Annotated in this window: 19 protein-coding genes; 6 read left to right on the top strand and 13 right to left on the bottom strand. The window is 63.7% G+C overall.

All coding sequences use genetic code 11. The annotated features are described in order from the left end of the window. Positions 1-18: 18 nt before the first annotated feature. Complete coding sequence (locus tag KG088_RS19925; RefSeq protein WP_319941391.1) at positions 19-483, bottom strand: cold-shock protein; 465 nt, start codon at positions 481-483, stop codon at positions 19-21. A gap of 62 nt (positions 484-545) precedes the next feature. Here KG088_RS19925 and KG088_RS05505 point away from each other — a divergent pair, with 62 nt between their 5' ends. Next, complete coding sequence (locus tag KG088_RS05505) at positions 546-824, top strand: SlyX family protein (protein ID WP_213824498.1); 279 nt, start codon at positions 546-548, stop codon at positions 822-824. Between the two features lie 58 nt (positions 825-882). On the opposite strand, the gene trxB is transcribed toward KG088_RS05505, so the two are convergent. Next, positions 883-1,833 carry a thioredoxin-disulfide reductase gene (gene trxB, locus KG088_RS05500; RefSeq protein ID WP_213824497.1) on the bottom strand — a complete coding sequence of 317 codons (951 nt, stop codon included), beginning with the start codon at positions 1,831-1,833 and terminating at the stop codon, positions 883-885. A gap of 87 nt (positions 1,834-1,920) precedes the next feature. Next, positions 1,921-2,130 (bottom strand): CPXCG motif-containing cysteine-rich protein, encoded by a 210-nt coding sequence (locus KG088_RS05495; RefSeq protein ID WP_213824496.1) that lies wholly within the window; start codon positions 2,128-2,130, stop codon positions 1,921-1,923. A gap of 221 nt (positions 2,131-2,351) precedes the next feature. Here KG088_RS05495 and acnA point away from each other — a divergent pair, with 221 nt between their 5' ends. After that, positions 2,352-5,099, top strand: a complete 2,748-nt coding sequence (gene acnA, locus KG088_RS05490; protein ID WP_213824495.1) for an aconitate hydratase AcnA — start codon at positions 2,352-2,354, stop codon at positions 5,097-5,099. Positions 5,100-5,219: 120 nt separating this feature from the next. Here acnA and KG088_RS05485 read toward each other — a convergent pair whose 3' ends face one another. The 10 genes from KG088_RS05485 to radC form a co-directional block, all read right to left on the bottom strand. Next, a complete protein-coding gene (locus KG088_RS05485) occupies positions 5,220-6,899 on the bottom strand; it encodes an NAD-dependent malic enzyme (RefSeq protein WP_213824494.1) in 1,680 nt (559 codons plus the stop codon). A 94-nt stretch (positions 6,900-6,993) separates the two neighbouring features. Then, a complete protein-coding gene (locus KG088_RS05480; protein ID WP_213824493.1) occupies positions 6,994-8,199 on the bottom strand; it encodes a YeeE/YedE family protein in 1,206 nt (401 codons plus the stop codon). Between the two features lie 120 nt (positions 8,200-8,319). Then, the gene (gene trpS / locus KG088_RS05475) at positions 8,320-9,333 is read right to left on the bottom strand and encodes a tryptophan--tRNA ligase (RefSeq protein WP_213824492.1); all 1,014 of its coding nucleotides are present in this window, start codon (positions 9,331-9,333) and stop codon (positions 8,320-8,322) included. A gap of 98 nt (positions 9,334-9,431) precedes the next feature. After that, positions 9,432-10,547, bottom strand: a complete 1,116-nt coding sequence (gene ald / locus KG088_RS05470) for an alanine dehydrogenase (RefSeq protein ID WP_213824491.1) — start codon at positions 10,545-10,547, stop codon at positions 9,432-9,434. Positions 10,548-10,730: 183 nt separating this feature from the next. After that, positions 10,731-11,048: a putative signal transducing protein gene (locus KG088_RS05465; RefSeq protein WP_213824490.1), complete on the bottom strand. Its 318-nt coding sequence runs from the start codon at positions 11,046-11,048 to the stop codon at positions 10,731-10,733. A 7-nt stretch (positions 11,049-11,055) separates the two neighbouring features. Then, positions 11,056-12,246, bottom strand: coding sequence for a class I SAM-dependent rRNA methyltransferase (locus tag KG088_RS05460; RefSeq protein WP_213824598.1), 1,191 nt, complete (start codon positions 12,244-12,246; stop codon positions 11,056-11,058). Between the two features lie 40 nt (positions 12,247-12,286). After that, a complete protein-coding gene (gene mutM, locus KG088_RS05455) occupies positions 12,287-13,123 on the bottom strand; it encodes a bifunctional DNA-formamidopyrimidine glycosylase/DNA-(apurinic or apyrimidinic site) lyase (protein WP_213824489.1) in 837 nt (278 codons plus the stop codon). Between the two features lie 112 nt (positions 13,124-13,235). Beyond that, a complete protein-coding gene (gene rpmG / locus KG088_RS05450; protein WP_092522892.1) occupies positions 13,236-13,391 on the bottom strand; it encodes a 50S ribosomal protein L33 in 156 nt (51 codons plus the stop codon). A 26-nt stretch (positions 13,392-13,417) separates the two neighbouring features. Further along, the gene (gene rpmB / locus KG088_RS05445) at positions 13,418-13,654 is read right to left on the bottom strand and encodes a 50S ribosomal protein L28 (RefSeq protein ID WP_213824488.1); all 237 of its coding nucleotides are present in this window, start codon (positions 13,652-13,654) and stop codon (positions 13,418-13,420) included. A gap of 178 nt (positions 13,655-13,832) precedes the next feature. Next, positions 13,833-14,507 carry a RadC family protein gene (gene radC, locus KG088_RS05440; RefSeq protein WP_213824487.1) on the bottom strand — a complete coding sequence of 225 codons (675 nt, stop codon included), beginning with the start codon at positions 14,505-14,507 and terminating at the stop codon, positions 13,833-13,835. Positions 14,508-14,637: 130 nt separating this feature from the next. Here radC and coaBC point away from each other — a divergent pair, with 130 nt between their 5' ends. From coaBC to argB, 4 genes are all read left to right on the top strand, one after another. Beyond that, positions 14,638-16,020, top strand: coding sequence for a bifunctional phosphopantothenoylcysteine decarboxylase/phosphopantothenate--cysteine ligase CoaBC (gene coaBC / locus KG088_RS05435; RefSeq protein WP_213824486.1), 1,383 nt, complete (start codon positions 14,638-14,640; stop codon positions 16,018-16,020). A gap of 25 nt (positions 16,021-16,045) precedes the next feature. Then, positions 16,046-16,513, top strand: a complete 468-nt coding sequence (dut, locus tag KG088_RS05430; RefSeq protein ID WP_213824485.1) for a dUTP diphosphatase — start codon at positions 16,046-16,048, stop codon at positions 16,511-16,513. A gap of 67 nt (positions 16,514-16,580) precedes the next feature. Further along, on the top strand, positions 16,581-17,978 hold the full coding sequence (locus tag KG088_RS05425; protein WP_213824484.1) for a phosphomannomutase/phosphoglucomutase: 1,398 nt from the start codon (positions 16,581-16,583) through the stop codon (positions 17,976-17,978). A gap of 73 nt (positions 17,979-18,051) precedes the next feature. Further along, complete coding sequence (gene argB / locus KG088_RS05420) at positions 18,052-18,972, top strand: acetylglutamate kinase (protein WP_213824483.1); 921 nt, start codon at positions 18,052-18,054, stop codon at positions 18,970-18,972. Positions 18,973-19,034: the final 62 nt, after the last annotated feature.

The raw sequence follows: 19,034 nt of genomic DNA, 5'->3' as shown, positions 1-19,034 counted from the left end.
GGTGTAGTAGCCGCTTTCCTAGGTGATGACGGTAACGTCGTCGGCTTGCAAGCCTCTTTCGTTCTCGATGGTGTGGTAACGGACCTTCTGACCTTCGGCCAGGGTGCGGTGGCCTCGACCCCGAATGGCACGGAAATGGACGAAGACGTCTTCACCGCTGTCGCGGGTGATGAAACCGTACCCCTTGTTGACATTGAACCACTTGACCTCGCCGATCTCGCGATCGTCATCCTCGACCTCGGCCAGGTTAACCAGTTGCGGCGTGAGGGCATTGACCGCCAGGGTGGCGAGCAACAGCAGGACGAAAACAGCCGCGACGACGGCGAGATAGACCACCGCGACACCACCCACCTCGAGGCTAGCGAAGAGCTCTCGAGACAGCATGCCACCGGTGAGATGAACGAACAGCGCGATCAACAGGGGGGCCGGCATGGCCAGCAGCAGACTGATAAGACTACAACGAAGTACGACCTTTCGATTCATGGAGCTGACAGACTCTCTGGTAGTGGTGAACGTAAGGAATGACCCCTCATGGAGGTGCCACGATGAACGGTGACACACAACAAGAGAATTCTATCACGGGCGACGAGACGGCGCCCGCCGCGCTATCCCGCCGCCTGGACGCCTTGGAAAGCCGTATCGCCCATCAGGAGCACTGGCTCGACACACTGGACGAAGCCGTCGCTATCCAGGAGAAACGGCTATCGACATTGGAGCGCATCAATACCTTGATGCAAGAGAAACTCCGCGACCAGCAGCGGGCATTGCAGGAAGCCGAAGCGCAAGGGCCTCTGCCGCAAGATGAGATACCACCACACTACTGAAGCCGTGAGTCGAATGATTGGCAGGCAGCTCGCCAATCGCAGCGGTTTTTCTTATCGCTTACAGCTCATCGAGATACCGCTCGGCGTCCAGGGCGGCCATGCAGCCACTGCCTGCCGAGGTGATCGCCTGACGGTAGACATGATCCATCACGTCGCCGGCCGCGAAGACCCCTGGGACGCTCGTGGCAGTGGCGTTGCCGTCGAGCCCGGACTTGACCCGGATATAACCGCCGCTCATCTCCAGCTGGCCCTCGAAGATGCCGGTGTTGGGGCTATGGCCGATCGCAATGAACACACCGGGCGCAGCGAGCTCCCTGGTGCTGCCGTCCTGCGCCGACTTGAGGCGTACGCCGGTCACCCCGGTATTGTCGCCCAGCACTTCATCGAGGGTCTGGTTCCACTCCAGCACCACATTGCCATTCTTTGCCTTCTCGAACAGCTTGTCCTGCAGGATCTTCTCGGCGCGCAGGGTGTCCCGGCGATGTACCAAGGTCACCTTGGAGGCGATATTGGAGAGGTAAAGCGCCTCCTCGACGGCGGTGTTACCGCCGCCCACCACCACGACCTCCTGATTGCGGTAGAAAAAACCGTCACAGGTGGCACAGGCCGACACCCCCTGGCCCATGAAGGCCTGCTCGGAGGGCAGACCCAGATAGCGCGCGCTGGCGCCAGTAGCGATGATCAGCGCATCACAGGTATAGGTGCCACCGTCGCCCTTGAGCGTGAAGGGAGTCCCGCGCAGCTCCACCTCATTGATGTGGTCAAACAGCACTTCGGTGTCGAAACGCTCGGCATGGCGCTTCATTCGCTCCATCAATTCGGGGCCCTGCACGCCTGCGTCGTCACCCGGCCAGTTGTCCACGTCGGTAGTGGTGGTGAGCTGCCCCCCGGCCTGGATGCCGGTAATCAGCAGCGGCTGCAGGTTGGCCCGGGCCGCATAGACTGCAGCGGAATACCCGGCGGGACCGGAGCCGAGGATGATCAGGCGTTCGTGACGCGTTTCGCTCATGGAGAGGACCTCTAACTAGCTCTAGATGTAGCTCTAGATGGAATAAGTCGCGCTGGGCACGAATGAATAAGTTATGCGGAGGAGACGTTACAGCACATCGTCGTCACGCCCCAGCATCACCTCTGCCGGCTGCTCCTCGTCCAGTGGGATCTCGATGCGTATCTGGATCGGCGCGCAACACCAGTGGCAGTCCTCCCAGGTCAGCTGACTACCCTGGGAGAGGTCGATCAGCAGATCAAAAGGCGCATCACAGTAAGGGCAATGCACCGTTCGGGATTCAAGCTGTTCTTCGTTCACCTTGCTTCTACTCCTGCGCGACTCTGCCCGCCATGACGCCACGTCCGTATATCAGCCTGCATCAGGACACTATGTGGCATTGCCGGAATATGGCGCTCCGATATGCGCTTTTCAAGGCTCCTCATGGCGGTGACGCTTGAAATCGACGACTATCATGACCATGTCTGTACGAATAAACCAGGCAGATTCGATCACTCGCCGTGACGCGAAAGGAGACAGCAATGAGTTCCGAGTCCCTACCAGATACCCGGCAGACGCTGGAAGCCAGCGGTACGACCTACCATTATTACAGCCTACCCAAGGCCGCCGAGGCGCTGGGTAACATCGAGCGCCTGCCGATGACCCTGAAAATCCTGCTGGAAAATCAGCTACGCTTCGCCGACGACGAGAGCGTCGCCCGCGAAGACATGCAGGCGTTGGTCGACTGGCAAGAGCAGGGCCGCTCTGATCGCGAGATCGGCTATCGGCCAGCGCGGGTACTGATGCAGGACTTCACCGGTGTGCCCGGGGTGGTCGATCTGGCCTCCATGCGCGCCGCGGTGGAAAAGCTTGGCGAGGACCCGGCCCGCATCAATCCGCTGTCGCCGGTCGATCTGGTGATCGACCACTCGGTGATGGTCGACAATTACGGCAACCCGTCGGCGTTCAAGGACAACGTGGCCATCGAGATGGAGCGCAACCGCGAGCGCTACGAGTTCTTGCGCTGGGGTCAGGAAGCCTTCGACAACTTCCGCGTGGTGCCACCCGGCACCGGCATCTGCCACCAGGTCAATCTCGAATATCTGGGCAAGACGGTGTGGACCAAGGAGCAGGACGGCAAGACCTTCGCCTACCCTGACACCCTCGTCGGCACCGATTCTCACACCACCATGATCAATGGATTAGGCGTGCTCGGCTGGGGCGTGGGCGGTATCGAAGCCGAAGCCGCCATGCTCGGCCAGCCGGTGTCGATGCTGATTCCCGAGGTCATCGGTTTCAAGCTCACCGGCAAGATGCGCGAGGGCATCACCGCCACTGACTTGGTGTTGACGGTTACCCAGATGCTTCGCCAGAAAGGCGTGGTCGGCAAGTTCGTCGAGTTCTACGGCGACGGCCTCGATGATTTGCCCCTCGCTGACCGGGCCACGATCGCTAACATGGCGCCGGAATACGGCGCCACCTGCGGGTTCTTCCCGGCAGACGCCGAAACCCTCAACTACATGCGCCTCACCGGCCGCGACGATGCCCAGGTCGCCTTGGTGGAAGCCTACTGCAAGGCACAGGGCCTGTGGCGCCAGCCCGGCGCGGAGCCAGTCTTCAGTGATACCCTGAACCTCGACATGGGCGAGGTGGTCGCCAGCATGGCCGGCCCCAAGCGCCCTCAGGATCGCGTGGCGCTGACGGACATCAAGGCCACCTTCGAGAAGATCATGAAAGACGAAGGCAACCAAGTGGCCCCGCCTGAGGAGGAGGGCCGCTGGTTATCCGAGGGCGGCCAGACCGCGGTGGGAGTCAAGGAGAGCTACGATCACCATGACAGCCAGGAGGTCACCCTCGACGGCGAGTCGTTCAAGCTCAATCACGGCGCCGTGGTGATTGCTGCCATCACGTCCTGCACCAACACCTCCAACCCCAGTGTGATGATGGCCGCCGGCCTACTGGCCCGCAAGGCACGCGAAAAGGGCCTGACCACCAAGCCCTGGGTCAAGACATCCCTGGCGCCGGGCTCCAAGGTAGTCACCGAATACCTCAACGCGGGCGGCGTGCAGGACGACCTCAACGCCCTGGGCTTCAACCTGGTGGGCTATGGTTGCACCACCTGCATCGGCAACTCCGGGCCGCTGCATGAGCCAATCGAAAAAGCTATCGAGGAAGGAGATCTGACAGTCGCCTCGGTACTCTCGGGCAACCGTAACTTCGAAGGCCGGGTCCACCCGCTGACCAAGACCAACTGGCTGGCCTCACCGCCGCTGGTCGTCGCCTATGCCCTGGCCGGCAACGTGCGCTGCGACCTGACAACCGAACCCCTGGGGACCGGCAGCGATGGCGAGCCCGTCTATCTGCAGGATGTCTGGCCATCGCAGGCCGAGATCGCCGAGGCCGTCGAGAAGGTCAACACCGCGATGTTCCGTAAGGAATACGCCGAGGTCTTCGATGGCGACGAGGTCTGGAAGGCCATCGAAGTGCCTCAGAGCAAGGTCTACCAGTGGTCCAAGGAGTCCACCTACATTCAGCATCCGCCCTTCTTCGAGGGCATGGGCAAGACACCGGATGCCATCGAGGACGTCAAGGACGCGCGTATCCTGGCCATGTTCGCCGACTCGGTGACCACCGACCACATCTCGCCGGCCGGCGCTATCAAGCCCGACAGCCCCGCGGGCCACTACCTGCAGGAACGTGGCGTCAAGCCGGTGGACTTCAACTCCTACGGCTCGCGGCGCGGCAACCACGAGGTCATGATGCGCGGCACCTTCGCCAACGTGCGTATCAAAAACGAGATGCTCGAGGGTGTCGTCGGTGGCGAAACCCGTCATGTGCCCAGTGGCCAGCAGATGGCGATTTACGATGCAGCCATGCAGTATCAGCAGGAAGGCACCCCGCTGGTGGTCGTTGCCGGCAAGGAGTACGGGACCGGCTCCTCGCGGGACTGGGCCGCCAAGGGCACACTCCTGCTGGGCGTACGCGCGGTGCTGGCAGAATCCTATGAACGCATTCACCGCTCCAACCTGATCGGCATGGGTGTCGTGCCACTGCAATTCCCGGAAGGCGAGGATCGCAAGACCCTGGGGCTCACGGGCGACGAGCGGATCTCCATCGAGGGTCTCAGCGAGCTGTCACCGGGCAGCCAGGTCAAGGTGACCATTGCTTCCGACAAGGGCGAGAAGAAGCTCGAGGTGCTGTGCCGCATCGATACCGCCAATGAGCTGGAGTACTACCGCCATGGTGGCATCCTGCACTATGTGCTGCGCAGCATGATCGGTTCAACCTAAGCCATCACCCGCGCTGACGCAGACGCTCGCAGCGAAAGGCCCTGCCGGCAGATACCGGCAGGGCCTTCTTATGGACAAGCGTCAAACAGCAGGAAACGCCCGTGGTTCGCCGACAGCGCCCTAGAACGAGCGGCGCCGATAGCGGCGGTAGCTCGGCATCCAACTATGGCGCTCGATAGCGTCACGCAGCTTGGTACCGTCCGTCTTCAGCGCCATGCCTTCCTGCTGGGCCTGGGCCGCCACATCGAAGGCGATCACCTTGCTCAGCCCCCGGATGTCGCTCAACGGCGGCAATAGAGCGCCCTCCCCGTGCTTGACAATGGGTGCCTCGCGCGCCAGCGCTCGCGAGGCAGACATCAGCATGGCATCGGTGATCCGCCTGGCACCACTGGCGACCACGCCAAGCCCGATGCCGGGAAAGATATAAGCATTATTGCACTGGGCGATGCGATAGGTATGGCCGTCATGCAACACGGGCTGGAAAGGACTGCCCGTTGCTACCAGCGCTTGGCCATCCGTCCAGGCAAGTACGTCTGCCGGTACTGCCTCGGCCCGTGACGTGGGATTGGAAAGCGGCATGATCAGCGGACGCTCACAGCCGGCGTGCATGGTACGAACCACTTCCTCGGTAAAGATGCCCGGCATGCCGCACACACCGATCAACACCGTGGGCTTGATCTGGCGCACCACTTCCAGCAGCGCCTGACCACCCCAGCCAGCAGCCTGCTCGGGGGCATGCGCGAGACGGCGCTGGAAGTCGTGCAGCCAGGTCTGCTCTGCGGTGACCAGTCCTTCCCGATCCACCATGTAGACCCGGTTTCGCGCCTCCTTCTCGCTCAAGCCCTCGGCTTGCATGGCCACCACCACGTGCTCGGCAATGCCGCAGCCGGCGGACCCCGCCCCGACGAACACCACGCGCTGCTGGCCGATGCCTTCGTCGCGCGCCTGACACGCGGCCATCAGCGTACCCACGCAAATCGAGGCGGTACCCTGGACGTCGTCGTTGAAGCAGCACAGCTCGTTGCGATAGCGCTCCAACAGCGGCAGGGCATTGGCCTGGGCGAAGTCTTCGAACTGCAGCAGCACCCCCGGCCAGCGGCGCTTCACCGCGACGATGAACTCGGCCATGAAGGCGTCATACTCATCCTGGGAGACGCGCTCATGACGCCAACCCATGTACATGGGGTCGTCGAGCAGCGCTGGGTTGTTGGTGCCCACGTCAAGCATGATCGGCTGGGTGTAGGCCGGGCTGATGCCGCCGCAGGCGGTGTAAAGCGCCAACTTGCCGATGGGGATGCCCATGCCACCGATGCCTTGGTCGCCAAGCCCCAGGATGCGTTCGCCGTCGGTGACCACGATCACCTTGACCTTGTCCTTGGTGGAGCTGCGCAGCATGTCGTCCATACGATCGCGGTCCGGGTAACTAATGAACAGCCCCCGATGATTGCGGTAGATGTTGGAAAATTCTTCGCACGCCTTGCCCACCGTGGGGGTGTAGATGATCGGCAGCATCTCCTCGAGGTGCTCGGTCACCAGGCGGTAGTAGAGCGTCTCGTTGTCATCCTGGATGGCGCGCAAGTAAATGTGCTTGTCCAGATCGTTTTGGCACTGACTGTACTGACGATAGGCCCGCTCCGACTGCTCCTCGATCGTTTCCACGTTCTGCGGCAGCAGCCCGATCAGGTTGAATTCGATGCGTTCCTCGCGGGAGAAGGCGCTGCCCTTGTTGAGCAGTGGCATCTCCAGCAGTGAAGGACCGGCGTACGGAATATAGAGGGGTCGCTTTTGTTCGTTGGTCATCTCTCGTCTCGATACGGTGACTGGAACGGGCCATTGACACTCTTCTTGGCGTCTTGGTCTCAACTCTAGCATGCTGGACACCACAGCGCTCCGCTCAGCTCACCTTGGCCCGGGTCCTCTCGCTGGGAGGGCGGTCGAAGAAGATTGGGCGCAACTGCACGCCTAGCATGTTGCCGGCGAACCCCGCGACCAACCACACCCAGCCGTGCAAGCTGCCCGAGGCAATACCGCTGAAATAGGCGCCGATATTGCAGCCGAAAGCCAGGCGGGCCCCGTAACCCAGCATCAGCCCGCCAAGCGCCGCCGCCAGCACAGAGCCGAGCGGGATACGCAGGGTCGGCGCGAAGCGCCCGGCCAGCGTTGCGGCCACCATGGCGCCGAGGATGATGCCTACGTTCATTACCGTGGTGATATCGCTCCACACGCTGGCTTGCAGCGCCGCAGCATTGCTTGCGCTCTGCCAGTAGCCCCACTGGCTGACGTCGCCCCCGAGGAATTCGTAGGTCTTGGCGCCCCACAGGGCGAATCCCGAGGTGATACCCCAGGGGCGGCCGGCCAGCGCCAGGGTGGCAAAGTTGAGCAACGCCAGTGCCACCGCACCCAGCAGCAGCGGCCAGGGGCCGGTGAGCCAGCGCCGGTCGCGAAGATCGAAGCGTGGTGCCTCCTCTAGTTGGCCATGACGGCGCTTCTCCATCAGCACGGTGAATGCGGCGATGGCACCGAACAGGCCCAGGCTTACGGCGATACCGCCACCGGCTCCAAACGTCTGCACCAATGACACGGGTTGAAAGGTTGGCCGCTCCATCCACCATGACAAGTGGGCGGTACCGATCAGCGAGCCGACAATGAAGAAGGTCAGCGTGATTACCATGCGGGCGTTGCCGCCGCCCGCGGTGAACAGGGTGCCGGAAGCGCATCCGCCGCCGAGTTGCATGCCGATGCCGAACAGAAAGGCGCCCACCACCACCGAGACGCCGATTGGCGCGACAAAGCCAGACACGCTCTGTCCCCAAAGGCTTCCCGCTCCCAGCGCGGGAAAGAACAGCACCACGGCGATGGCCAGCATCACCATTTGGGCGCGAAGGCCACGCCCTCGCCGCTCGCTGATGAAGACTCGCCATGCGCCTGTAAAGCCGAAAGCGGCATGGTAGAGCGACACCCCGAGTGCGGCGCCGACCAGCATCAGAAGGCCCAGGCGAGTATCGAAGGCGATTCCCACGACAAGGGCACCGGTCAGTATCGCCATTCCCAGCAGCAGGGAGATGCGATGGGGGCGCAGCGCATCGACTGCAGTTGCCATGGAGATTCCTCCTTCGTTCGATCCCTTCAGCGTGGCAAGCCCGGCAAAATAGTGCACCAGACAGATGTCAGAACTTTACAGGGCGCCCGGAGGCGCCCTGTAGCGTCACTCCCTCACTTCTTACACGAATCGACCCAACCCCGCCGCGTGGCGAAGCCTCTCCATCAACGGCGCGGCCTCGGAACGGGCACGTTCGGCGCCCCTGGTCAACACCTGCTCGATATGGCCCGGATCTTCCATCAGCGCCTGGTAGCGTTCGCGAGGCTCGCGCAACTGCTCGTTGAGCAGTTCGAAGACCCGGTTCTTGGCCTCGCCCCAGCCGATGCCGTTCACGTACTCGGCGCGCATGGCATCGGTCTCGTCGACCGTGGCGAAGGCCGAGAATATCTGGAAGAGGGTGCAGGTCGCCGGGTCCTTGGGCTCGCCCGGCTCCAGCGAGTTGGTCTTGATCTTGCGCACCAGCTTCAATAGCTTCTTTTCGGAGACGAATAGCGGAATGGTGTTGTTGTAACTCTTGGACATCTTGCGCCCGTCGAGCCCGCCGAGCACTTCGACGCGTTGATCGACCACCGCATCGGGCAGGGTGAAATACTCCCCCTTGTAGAGATGGTTGAAACGCCCAGCGATATCGCGGGCCATCTCGATGTGCTGAATCTGATCACGCCCGACCGGTACCTTGTGAGCATTGAACATCAGAATGTCAGCGGCCATCAGCACCGGATAGCCGAACAGCCCCATGGTGACCCCCTTATCGGGGTCTTGATTACCAGCGGCTTCGTTTTCCGCCACGGCCGCCTTGTAGGCGTGCGCCCGGTTCATCAGCCCCTTGGCGCACACGCAGGAAAGCATCCAGGTCAGCTCGGGAATCTCGGGGATATCCGACTGGCGATAGAAGATGGCGTTGTCGGTATCCAGCCCCAGCGCCAACCAGGTCGCGGCGATCTCCAGGCGCGAATCCTGTACCCGCTGAGGGTCCTGACACTTGATCAGTGCATGCAAGTCGGCAAGAAAATAGTAGGACTGGACGCTGGGGTCCTGGCTCGCCGCGATAGCGGGCTTGATGGCCCCCACATAGTTGCCCAGGTGCGGGGTGCCGGTGGTGGTGATACCGGTGAGAACGCGTGTCTTGGTCATGAAGCGATGGGACTCTACGTGAGCGTTGACGAATGGCCCCATCTTACCGTGCAGCCCCGGCCAAGGCGACCGGGGCCAGCACCAGTGTTGTCTGGCGTTCACTTCAACAACGAGGCGTGGTCCACGCGATCCAGACCAAAGGCGTCCGCCACGGCCTGGTAGGTCACCTTGCCGTTGTGGACGTTGAGGCCGGCGGCGAAGTGGGAATCGGCGGCCAGGGCCTGCTTCCAGCCCTTGTCGGCCAGGGCGAGGACGAAGGGCATCGTGGCGTTGGTCAATGCCAGCGTCGAGGTGCGTGCCACGGCGCCGGGCATGTTGGCCACGCAGTAATGCACGATGCCATCGATGATATAAGTCGGCTCGGCATGCGTCGTCGCCTTGCTGGTCTCGAAACACCCGCCCTGGTCGATGGCCACATCGACCAGCACGCTGCCGGGTTTCATGTCGGCGAGCATGGCACGGGTGATCAGCTTGGGCGCCGCGGCACCCGGGATCAGCACGGCGCCGATGATCAAGTCGGAGTCACGCACCGCCTCGTCGATGGCATCGGCGGTGGAGAACACGGTCTTCATGCGTCCTTGATAGCGATCATCGAGGGTCTCGAGACGCGGGATCGACTTGTCCAGTACCGTCACTTCAGCGCCCAGACCCAGTGCCATGCGGGCGGCGTTCTCGCCCACCACCCCGCCGCCTATCACGGCTACCTTGGCCGGGGGCACCCCGGGCACGCCGGGCAGCAGCACGCCAGCCCCACCCTGGGCCTTCTCCAAGCTGTGGGCGCCCGCCTGCACTGCCATGCGGCCGGCCACGGTGCTCATCGGCGCGAGCAGCGGCAGGCCGCCCTGGCGGTCGGTGATGGTCTCGTAGGCGATGCAGGTGGCGCCGCTCTCCATCAGGCCGCGAGTGAGCGTTTCTTCGGCGGCCAGATGCAGGTAGGTAAATAGCGTCTGGCCGGCCGTCAGCCGCGCGACCTCCTCCGCCTGGGGCTCCTTGACCTTGAGGATCAGCTCGGCGTCGCCCCAGACCTTCGCCACGTCGGCCTCGAGGGCCGCGCCGACGGCAGCGTAGTCCGCATCGGCAAAGCCGGCGCCTTCGCCGGCCCCGGTCTGGAAGATGACCTGATGACCGCGGCCGACCAGTTCACGCGCTCCGGTCGGCGTCAGGGCGACGCGGTACTCATGGTTCTTGATTTCCTTAGGTACGCCGATCTGCATGGCGGCCTCCTGCGAACTGTTGTTGGGTGACTTTCCTCCCCATTACAGCACAGGCAGTCGATACATGAAGGGCGACTAACAAAGAACGGAATAAACACGACAAATCGCGCGTTTAAGCCAAATAACCTACTACGAAAGGATGCGTTGACAGAAAGCCTCACTCGCCGCGCCTAACCTTCGCCTTCAGGGCTTCGCCCGACCACATCGCCAGCAGGTATCGAACACTCCGTCCAGGGCCTCGCCACAGCCGTGACAGATCCATTCGGGCTCGTCGCTCTCGCCAGCGAGGGCGGCGTTGATCAACGCCTCGGCGCGCTCGCTGTTATGGGGCGCCACCCACACTTCAGGCTCGCAGTCACCCAGCGGCAACTCACCAGCACCGCCACCAAGGGTCATGTTGCGCAGCTCGACCGGCATGCCCGTCGCGGCCAGCACATTGCGCAAGTGGCTGACCAGCAGCGCATTGGAATGCGCGAAAACGCGGACATACGCAGGCGTCATGACAAGCTCAGTCCCGGTACACCCGAACGCCCAGGGCCTTCAGATAGGCGGTTTCCGGAATCGCCGGATGCACCGGATGGTCCGGGCCCTGGTGGCCCTGGAAGATGAGCTGCCCTTGGCGGTCCTGATGGCGCACCGCCCCGCGCACGACATCGATCAGACGCTCAGGCGCCAAATGCATGGAACAGGAGGCCGAAAGCAGCAGCCCGTCGCGACCGAGCAGACGCATCGCCTCACGATTGAGCTTGCCATAGGCGCGCTCGCCGGCCGGCATGTCCTTGCGCTTGCGGATGAAGGCGGGCGGGTCGAGGATCACCACGTCGAACACTTCGCCCTCGGCCTTGAGCGCCGCGAGCACCTCGAAGGCGTCGCCCTCGCCGACCGACACTCGCTCATCAAGGCCGTTAAGGGCGGCGTTCTCGGCGACGCGCTCGAGGGCGGCGCTGGACGAGTCCACGCAGAGCACCTCACTGGCGCCGTTGGCGGCCGCCTGCACGCCCCAGCCACCCACGTAGCTGAACAGGTCCAGCACCCGCTTGCCCCCCACCAGGCCGTTGAGCCAGGCGCGGTTGGTGCGGTGATCGAAGAACCAGCCGGTCTTCTGGCCGTCGAGTACCGGCGCGCTGAACCGCACGCCGTTCTCTTCCATCAACACCGGCTCGGCCAGCTCGCCCTTCACCACCTCGATGGTCGACTCGAGGCCCTCGAGACGCCGCCCGCTGGTGTCATTGCGCAGCACCACTACCCGCGGCGACAGCACCTTGTCCAGCGCGTCGAGCAGTTCGTCCACCACGGCCTGCATGCCGGCCGTATTGAGCTGCAGGACCACCACATCGCCATAGCGATCGACGATCAACCCCGGCAGCAGGTCGCCTTCGCCGTGCACGAGACGATAGAAAGGCTTGTCGAAGAGCCGCTGACGCAGCGCCAGGGCCTGGTTGAGACGGTGGACCAGCAACGAACGGTCGAGACCCTGCTTGGGGTCGCGGGAGACCAGACGAGCACAGATAAGCGAATGTGGATTGACGTAGGCCACCCCCATGGCCTTGCCGTTGGCGGCCTCCACCACGACCTGCTCGCCGGCCGGGATGTCCTTGATCGGGGTCACCGCCATGTCGATCTCGTTGGAGTACAGCCAAAGGTGGCCGGCCTTGAGACGACGGTCGGCGTTTTTCTTGAGGCGCAGGGAACGGGTCATGGTCATGGGAGGATCTCTTGAAAGAGTGGGTCGTTCAGCGTCAGGTCTGGCATCGAGCGCAGAACACGCTGGCTCGCTGTCCCAGGGACACCAGGCGCAATTCGTTGCCGCAGCGCCGGCAAGCCTGGCCATGGCGACCGTAGACGTTGAGGCGCTGCTTGAAATAGCCGGGCTCGCCGGTGCCGCCGACAAAGTCACGTAGGGTTGTGCCGCCCTGGGTGATGGCCGCGGCCAGCACCTCGCGCACCGCGCCCGCCAGGCGATCGTAGCGCTGGCGGGAAATGCCGCCCGCCGGCCGACACGGGTCGATGCCGGCCAGGAACAGCGCCTCGGCAGCGTAGATGTTGCCCACCCCCACCACTGTGGCGTTATCCATCAGGAACGGCTTCACTGCCAGGCGACGACGACGCGAGAACGCGAACAGCCGCGCGCCGTCGAAGGCCTCGGAAAGCGGCTCGGGCCCCAGCCGGGCCAGGCGGGGATCGGTGTCGACGCTCCCCTGTAGCCAGTCGATGAAGCCGAAGCGACGGGGATCGTGATAGCGCAGGATGAAGCCGTCGTCGAGCACCAGATCGACATGGTCATGCTTCCTCGGCAGCTCACCGAGACGCACCATACGCAGGCTGCCCGACATGCCCAGGTGCCACAGAAGCGTCGCCGCCCCGTCACCCAGCCCTGGCGGGGAGAGTGGCAGCAGCAGATACTTGGCGCGGCGCGACAGCAAGCCGATTCGCGCGCCCACCAGCCGTTCGACTAGATCCACTGGCACCGGCACGCGCAGGCGCGACTCGCGCACGATGACCTCCACAATCTCGCGGCCCTCAACATGGGGCGCGATACCGCGGCGTGTCGTCTCGACTTCGGGCAGTTCTGGCATGACGACCGGCACTCGAGAAAGGGATCGGAAACGCCTGAACCCGACCGCAGGGCCGGGTTCAGGAGGACAGGCATATCACCTGCGGTGGAAGCGATCCGTGGTCGCGAACGACCTACTTGATCTTGGCTTCCTTGTACATCACGTGCTTGCGGATCGTCGGGTCGAATTTCTTCATTTCGAGCTTGTCCGGCGTGTTCCGCTTGTTCTTGTCGGTGGTGTAGAAATGGCCGGTACCGGCGCTGGACACCATTCTAATCTTGTCACGCATCAGTGTTGCCTCCCTGGATGGATCGCTTAGACAGCGTCGCCGCGCTTGCGAATGTCACTCAGCACCGCCTCGATGCCTTTCTTGTCGATGACGCGCATGCCCTTGGAAGAGATACGCAGCTTGACGAAGCGATTCTCGGACTCTACCCAGAAACGATGGCTATGCAGATTCGGCAAGAAACGACGGCGGGTCTTGCGCTGGGAGTGTGAAACGTTGTTACCAGTCACCGGGCGCTTGCCGGTAACCTGACATACTTTGGACATTGGAGCCTCCAACCGCTTGGCCAGGTGTTTATACCTGAGTGTTCAAAACCTGTCGGGCAAACCGGGGAGATCCCGCAATATTTGGCCCAAGGGAATTCAAAGGTGGCACTTTATATCAGAGACCTCGTCGATTGGCAAGCGTCGCCCCGTTTCTGCCGTGCCCCGGCACGGCGCTACGTCACAGCCAGCCACGTTCGGCGAACGAGACCACCTCGCCATCGCCCACCACGAAATGGTCCAGTACCCGAATCTCGAAGAGCCCCAGCGCCTCGCGCAGCCGCTCGGTAATGCGCCGATCGGCATCGCTTGGCTCGGCGATCCCCGAGGGATGATTATGGGCAAAGATGATCGCCCCGGCCCCGAGTTCCAGCGCCCGGCGCGCGACCTCCCGCGGGTAGACCGAGGCACTGTTGAGGGTGCCGCGAAACAACGATTCGTAGAGGATCACCTGGTGCTGGCTGTCGAGAAAGAGCGCCGCGAATTCTTCGTGGCCGAGATGGCGCAGCTGCGAGGCAAGATAGGCCCGAACCAACGACGGCGACGTCAGCGCATCGCCTCGCGCCAGCTGGCTCGCCAGATGGCGGCGCGACAGCTCCAGTGTGGCCTGAAGCTGTACGAACTTGGCCGTGCCCAGCCCGTGTTCGGCGCAAAAGCGCGTCTGGTCGGCCTCCAGCAGCTGACGCAGGCCCCCGAAGGCGGCGAGTAGATCGCGCGCCAGATCCACCGCCGAGCGTCCCTGGACGCCCACGCGCAGAAATATCGCCAGCAGCTCCGCATCGGATAAGGCAGGCGACCCCAGCGCCAGCAATTTCTCTCGGGGGCGTTCCCCTTCGGGCCAGTCACGAATCGCCATGGATATCTCCCTACTTGTCCCAGATGGCTGTTAGTCGTTATTCGCTGCCACTCGCCGTCGGCCCGTTCGCTACGCAATATCGGGCGGCGATGGTAAGCTGGGCCCATCGTATTTCCGTTCGGATATTGCCATGTCAACGTTGCCTGGCCCGGAGAACGCCGGCGACCGGCCGATCGCGGGCCGCCACATATTGCTCGGAATCAGTGCCGGTATTGCCGCCTACAAGAGCGCAACGCTCGCCCGACTGCTTAAGCAGTCGGGTGCCGAAGTGCGCGTGGTCATGACCGAGGGCGCCCGGGCGTTCATCGCGCCAATGACACTACAGGCATTGACGGGGGAAGCCGTGCGCACCTCCCTGCTCGATCCCGACGCCGAGGCCGGCATGGGGCATATCGAGCTGGCCCGCTGGGCCGATATCATCCTCATCGCGCCGGCCACCGCCGATGTGATGGCGCGCCTGGCCATCGGCATGGCCGATGACCTGCTCACCACCCTATGCCTGGCGAGCGACGCCCACAAGGTGATGGCACCGGCGATGAACCAGGCGATGTGGCGACATCCCGCCACGCATCGCAATGCGGCGCGACTCGAGGCCGATGGCTGGCGCCTGCTCGGCCCCTCGAGCGGCGACCAGGCCTGTGGCGACGTGGGTCCGGGGCGCATGATGGAGCCTGAAGCGATCCTCGCGGCCCTGCTCTCTATGGCACCCGATGCCGCGCCGACCTCTCCTATGGCCCCCGATACCGCGCCTGCCGGGATATCCAACGCCACGATGGCCACACTAAATGCTTCACATGAGGCCATGGGCCTGACCATCACGATCACCGCCGGTCCCACCCGTGAGCCTCTCGATCCGGTACGTTATCTCTCCAACCACAGCTCCGGCAAGATGGGCTATGCGCTCGCCACGGCCGCCGCCTCGCTTGGTGCCCGGGTCAGGCTGATCAGCGGGCCGGTCGCGCTGCCCACGCCGGAAGGGATCGAGCGATTCGACGTGGAGACGGCGCTCGACATGGCCGAAGCCGCCGACCGCCTTGCCGAGGACAGCGACATCTTCATCGGCTGCGCGGCAGTGGCCGACTACCGTGCCGAAGCCGCCGCCGAGCACAAGATCAAGAAGCGCGAGGACGACGAGGGGCTGACCCTGCGTCTGGTCAAGAACCCCGACATCATCGCCGGCGTCGCCGCCCGCCGCCCCGATGACGGACCATGGCCGCTGGTGGTGGGGTTTGCCGCCGAGACCCGCGAGCTCGAGACCTACGCCCGCGACAAGCTGCTGCGCAAGAAGCTCGACATGATCGTCGCCAATGACGTCTCGCGCGCCGGAGGCGGCTTCGGCGCCGACGACAATGCCGCCCTGCTGCTGTGGCGCGAAGGACGCTGGCAGGATGGGGCGTGGCAGGGCAGCGACCGCCTGGGTCGCGACGACCTGCCCTCCCAGCCCAAATCGCAACTGGCACTCACCGTGATCCGACGCGCGCTACATTGCCTCCAGGCAAGGCGCAGCCCCTGATTCGAACCCGACCCTGGACGCTTCAATGCCCCACACTTCACCGCGGCCTCGCCTGGCCGTCAAACTGCTCGACCCCCGCATGGCCGACTACCTGCCCCACTACACGACCGACGGCTCCGCCGGCATGGACCTGCGCGCCCTGCTCGACGCCCCGCTGACGCTTTCGCCAGGCCAGTGCGAGCTGGTGCGCACCGGGCTCGCCATGCATCTCGACAACCCGAACCTCGCCGGCATGATCCTGCCGCGCTCGGGGCTTGGCCATAAACACGGCATCGTGCTCGGCAACCTGGTGGGCTTGATCGATTCGGACTATCAGGGCGAGCTGATGGTGTCGGTATGGAACCGCAGCGATCGCGCCTTCACTCTGGAGCCCTTCGAGCGCCTGGCACAGTATGTGATCGTACCCGTGGTGCAGGCCGAGCTTGATGTCGTCAACGACTTTGTCAGCAGTGCCCGAGGCGACGATGGCTTCGGCAGTTCGGGAAGACACTAAGTCCTCAAGACGTCAAACTTTTTTCAAGCACTCAAGCTTTTTCATCTAGTCAACAGGAATCGACGCCATGACCGAACAACGCCCCCAGAGCGTTCCCGCCTCGATCTTTCGCGCCTATGACATCCGCGGCATCGTCGACGAGACCCTCACCGAGGCAAGCGTCGAGTCGATCGGCCGCGCCATCGGCAGCGAAGCCGCCGCTCGTGGCGACTCCACGGTGGTGGTGGCGCGCGACGGCCGCCTGTCCGGCCCTCGCCTGCAGGACGCCTTGACCCGGGGCCTGACCGCGAGCGGTCGCGACGTCGTCGATATCGGCATGGTGCCGACCCCGGTGCTTTATTACGCGACTCACGTTCTGGAAGGCACCGCCTCCGGCGTGATGGTCACGGGGAGCCATAACCCCCCCGACTACAACGGCTTCAAGATCGTGCTCGGCGGCGAGACGCTTTCCGGCGAAGCCATCACCGCCCTGTACCAGCGCATCCAGCAGGACGATTTGGCCGAGGGCCAGGGCAGTGTTCGCCAGGAAGATGTTCGCGAGGCCTATCTGGCGCGCATCCTCGGTGACGTCACCCTCGCCCGGCCGCTCAAGGCCGTGGTGGACTGTGGTAACGGTGTGGCCGGCGAACTGGGTCCTCAGCTCGTCGAGCGGCTCGGGGCCGAGACCCTGCCGCTGTTCGCCGAGATCGACGGCACCTTTCCCAACCATCATCCGGACCCCGGCAAGCCCGAGAACCTCCAGGACCTGATCCGCGAGGTGCAGGCGAGCGGCGCCGACATCGGCCTGGCCTTCGACGGCGACGGCGACCGCCTGGGCGTCATCACCCCCAGCGGCAAGCTGATCTACCCCGACCACCTGCTGATGGCCTTCGCCGAGGACATGCTGTCGCGCAATGCCGGCGCCAAGGTAATCTTCGACGTCAAGTGCACCGGCAATCTGACCCGGGTCATCGAGGAAGCCGGCGGCGAGCCCGAGATGTGGCGCACCGGCCATTCGCTGATCAAGGCGCGCATGAAGGAAACCGGCGCCCTGCTCGCCGGCGAGATGAGCGGTCATATCTTCTTCCGCGAGCGCTGGTACGGTTTCGACGACGGGCTCTACGCCGCCGCCCGCCTGCTGGAGGTCCTGTCGAAGCAGACCGTCGATGCCGATACCTTCTTCGCCCGCTTCCCCCAGGATCTCAGCACGCCCGAGATCAATATCACCGTCACCGACGAGGCCAAGTTCGACCTGGTGGCCAGGCTGGCCCGTGAAGGCGATTTCGGTGACGACGGCATCAAGACCACCCTGGACGGCATTCGCGTCGACTACCCCGATGGCTGGGGCCTGTGCCGCGCCTCCAACACCACACCGGTGCTGGTGTTGCGCTTCGAGGGCAAGAGCGAGGCCGCACTCGAGCGCGTCCAGCGCCGCTTCGGCGACGCCCTTTCCCGGGTCGCTCCCGAGCTCGCGTTGCCTTTCTGATGGGGCGCCTCACGCTACACGATTGATGCTCAACGATTTATGCTTAACGTTTTATGCACAACAAGGACCCGCCATGACCGAGCAACAGCCCCGCGACCCGCAACTGACCGTCGAGGTGCTTTCGGAGGCACTGCCCTACATCCAGCGTTTCTCCGGCAAGACGGTGGTGGTTAAGTATGGCGGCAATGCCATGACCGAGGACGCCCTGATCGACTCCTTCGCCCGCAACATGGTGTTGATGAAGGAAGTCGGCATCAACCCGGTCGTGGTCCATGGCGGCGGACCGCAAATCGGCGATCTTCTGAAGCGGCTCAATATCGAGTCGCGCTTCGTCAATGGCATGCGGGTCACCGATGCCGAAACCATGGACGTGGTCGAGATGGTCCTCGGCGGACTGGTCAACAAGGGCATCGTCAACCTGATCAACCAGTGTGGTGGCAAGGCGATCGGGCTGACCGGCAAGGACGGCGCCCAGATTCGCGCCCGCCAGCTCAAGGTGGAACATCAGAGTCCCGAGATGACTGCCCCTGAGATCATCGACATCGGGCATGTCGGCGAGGTGGAGCACATTTCCACCGAGCTGATCGAGATGCTGGCCGAACGCGACTTCATCCCGGTGATCGCCCCCATCGGCGTCGACGCCGATGGGCATAGCTACAACATCAATGCCGATCTGGTGGCCGGCAAGGTGGCCGAGGCGCTCGGCGCCGAGAAACTGATGCTACTGACCAACGTGGCTGGACTGATGAACGCCGAGGGCGAGGTGCTGACCGGGCTGACCACCGCCCAGGTGGATGCCCTGATCGCCGACGGCAGCATCCATGGCGGCATGTTGCCCAAGATCCGTTGCGCGCTGGACGCGGTGAAAGGCGGGGTGAAGAGCGCGCACATCATCGACGGACGCGTGCCACACGCTACCTTACTTGAGATCTTCACCAACGCTGGGGTCGGCACCCTGATCACCGACAACACCCGCGACATGCAGGCGCAGTAAGCCTGACGGTGCCCCGCGCTTTGCGCCGAGCCAAGGCCCCCATTAGGATGAAGCGACCCCTA

The sequence above is a fragment of the Halomonas jincaotanensis genome, from assembly GCF_018448785.1.
GTDB lineage: Bacteria > Pseudomonadota > Gammaproteobacteria > Pseudomonadales > Halomonadaceae > Halomonas > Halomonas jincaotanensis.
Note: the sequence above shows the minus strand (reverse complement) of the source record. Positions and strands in the feature narration are given on the sequence as shown.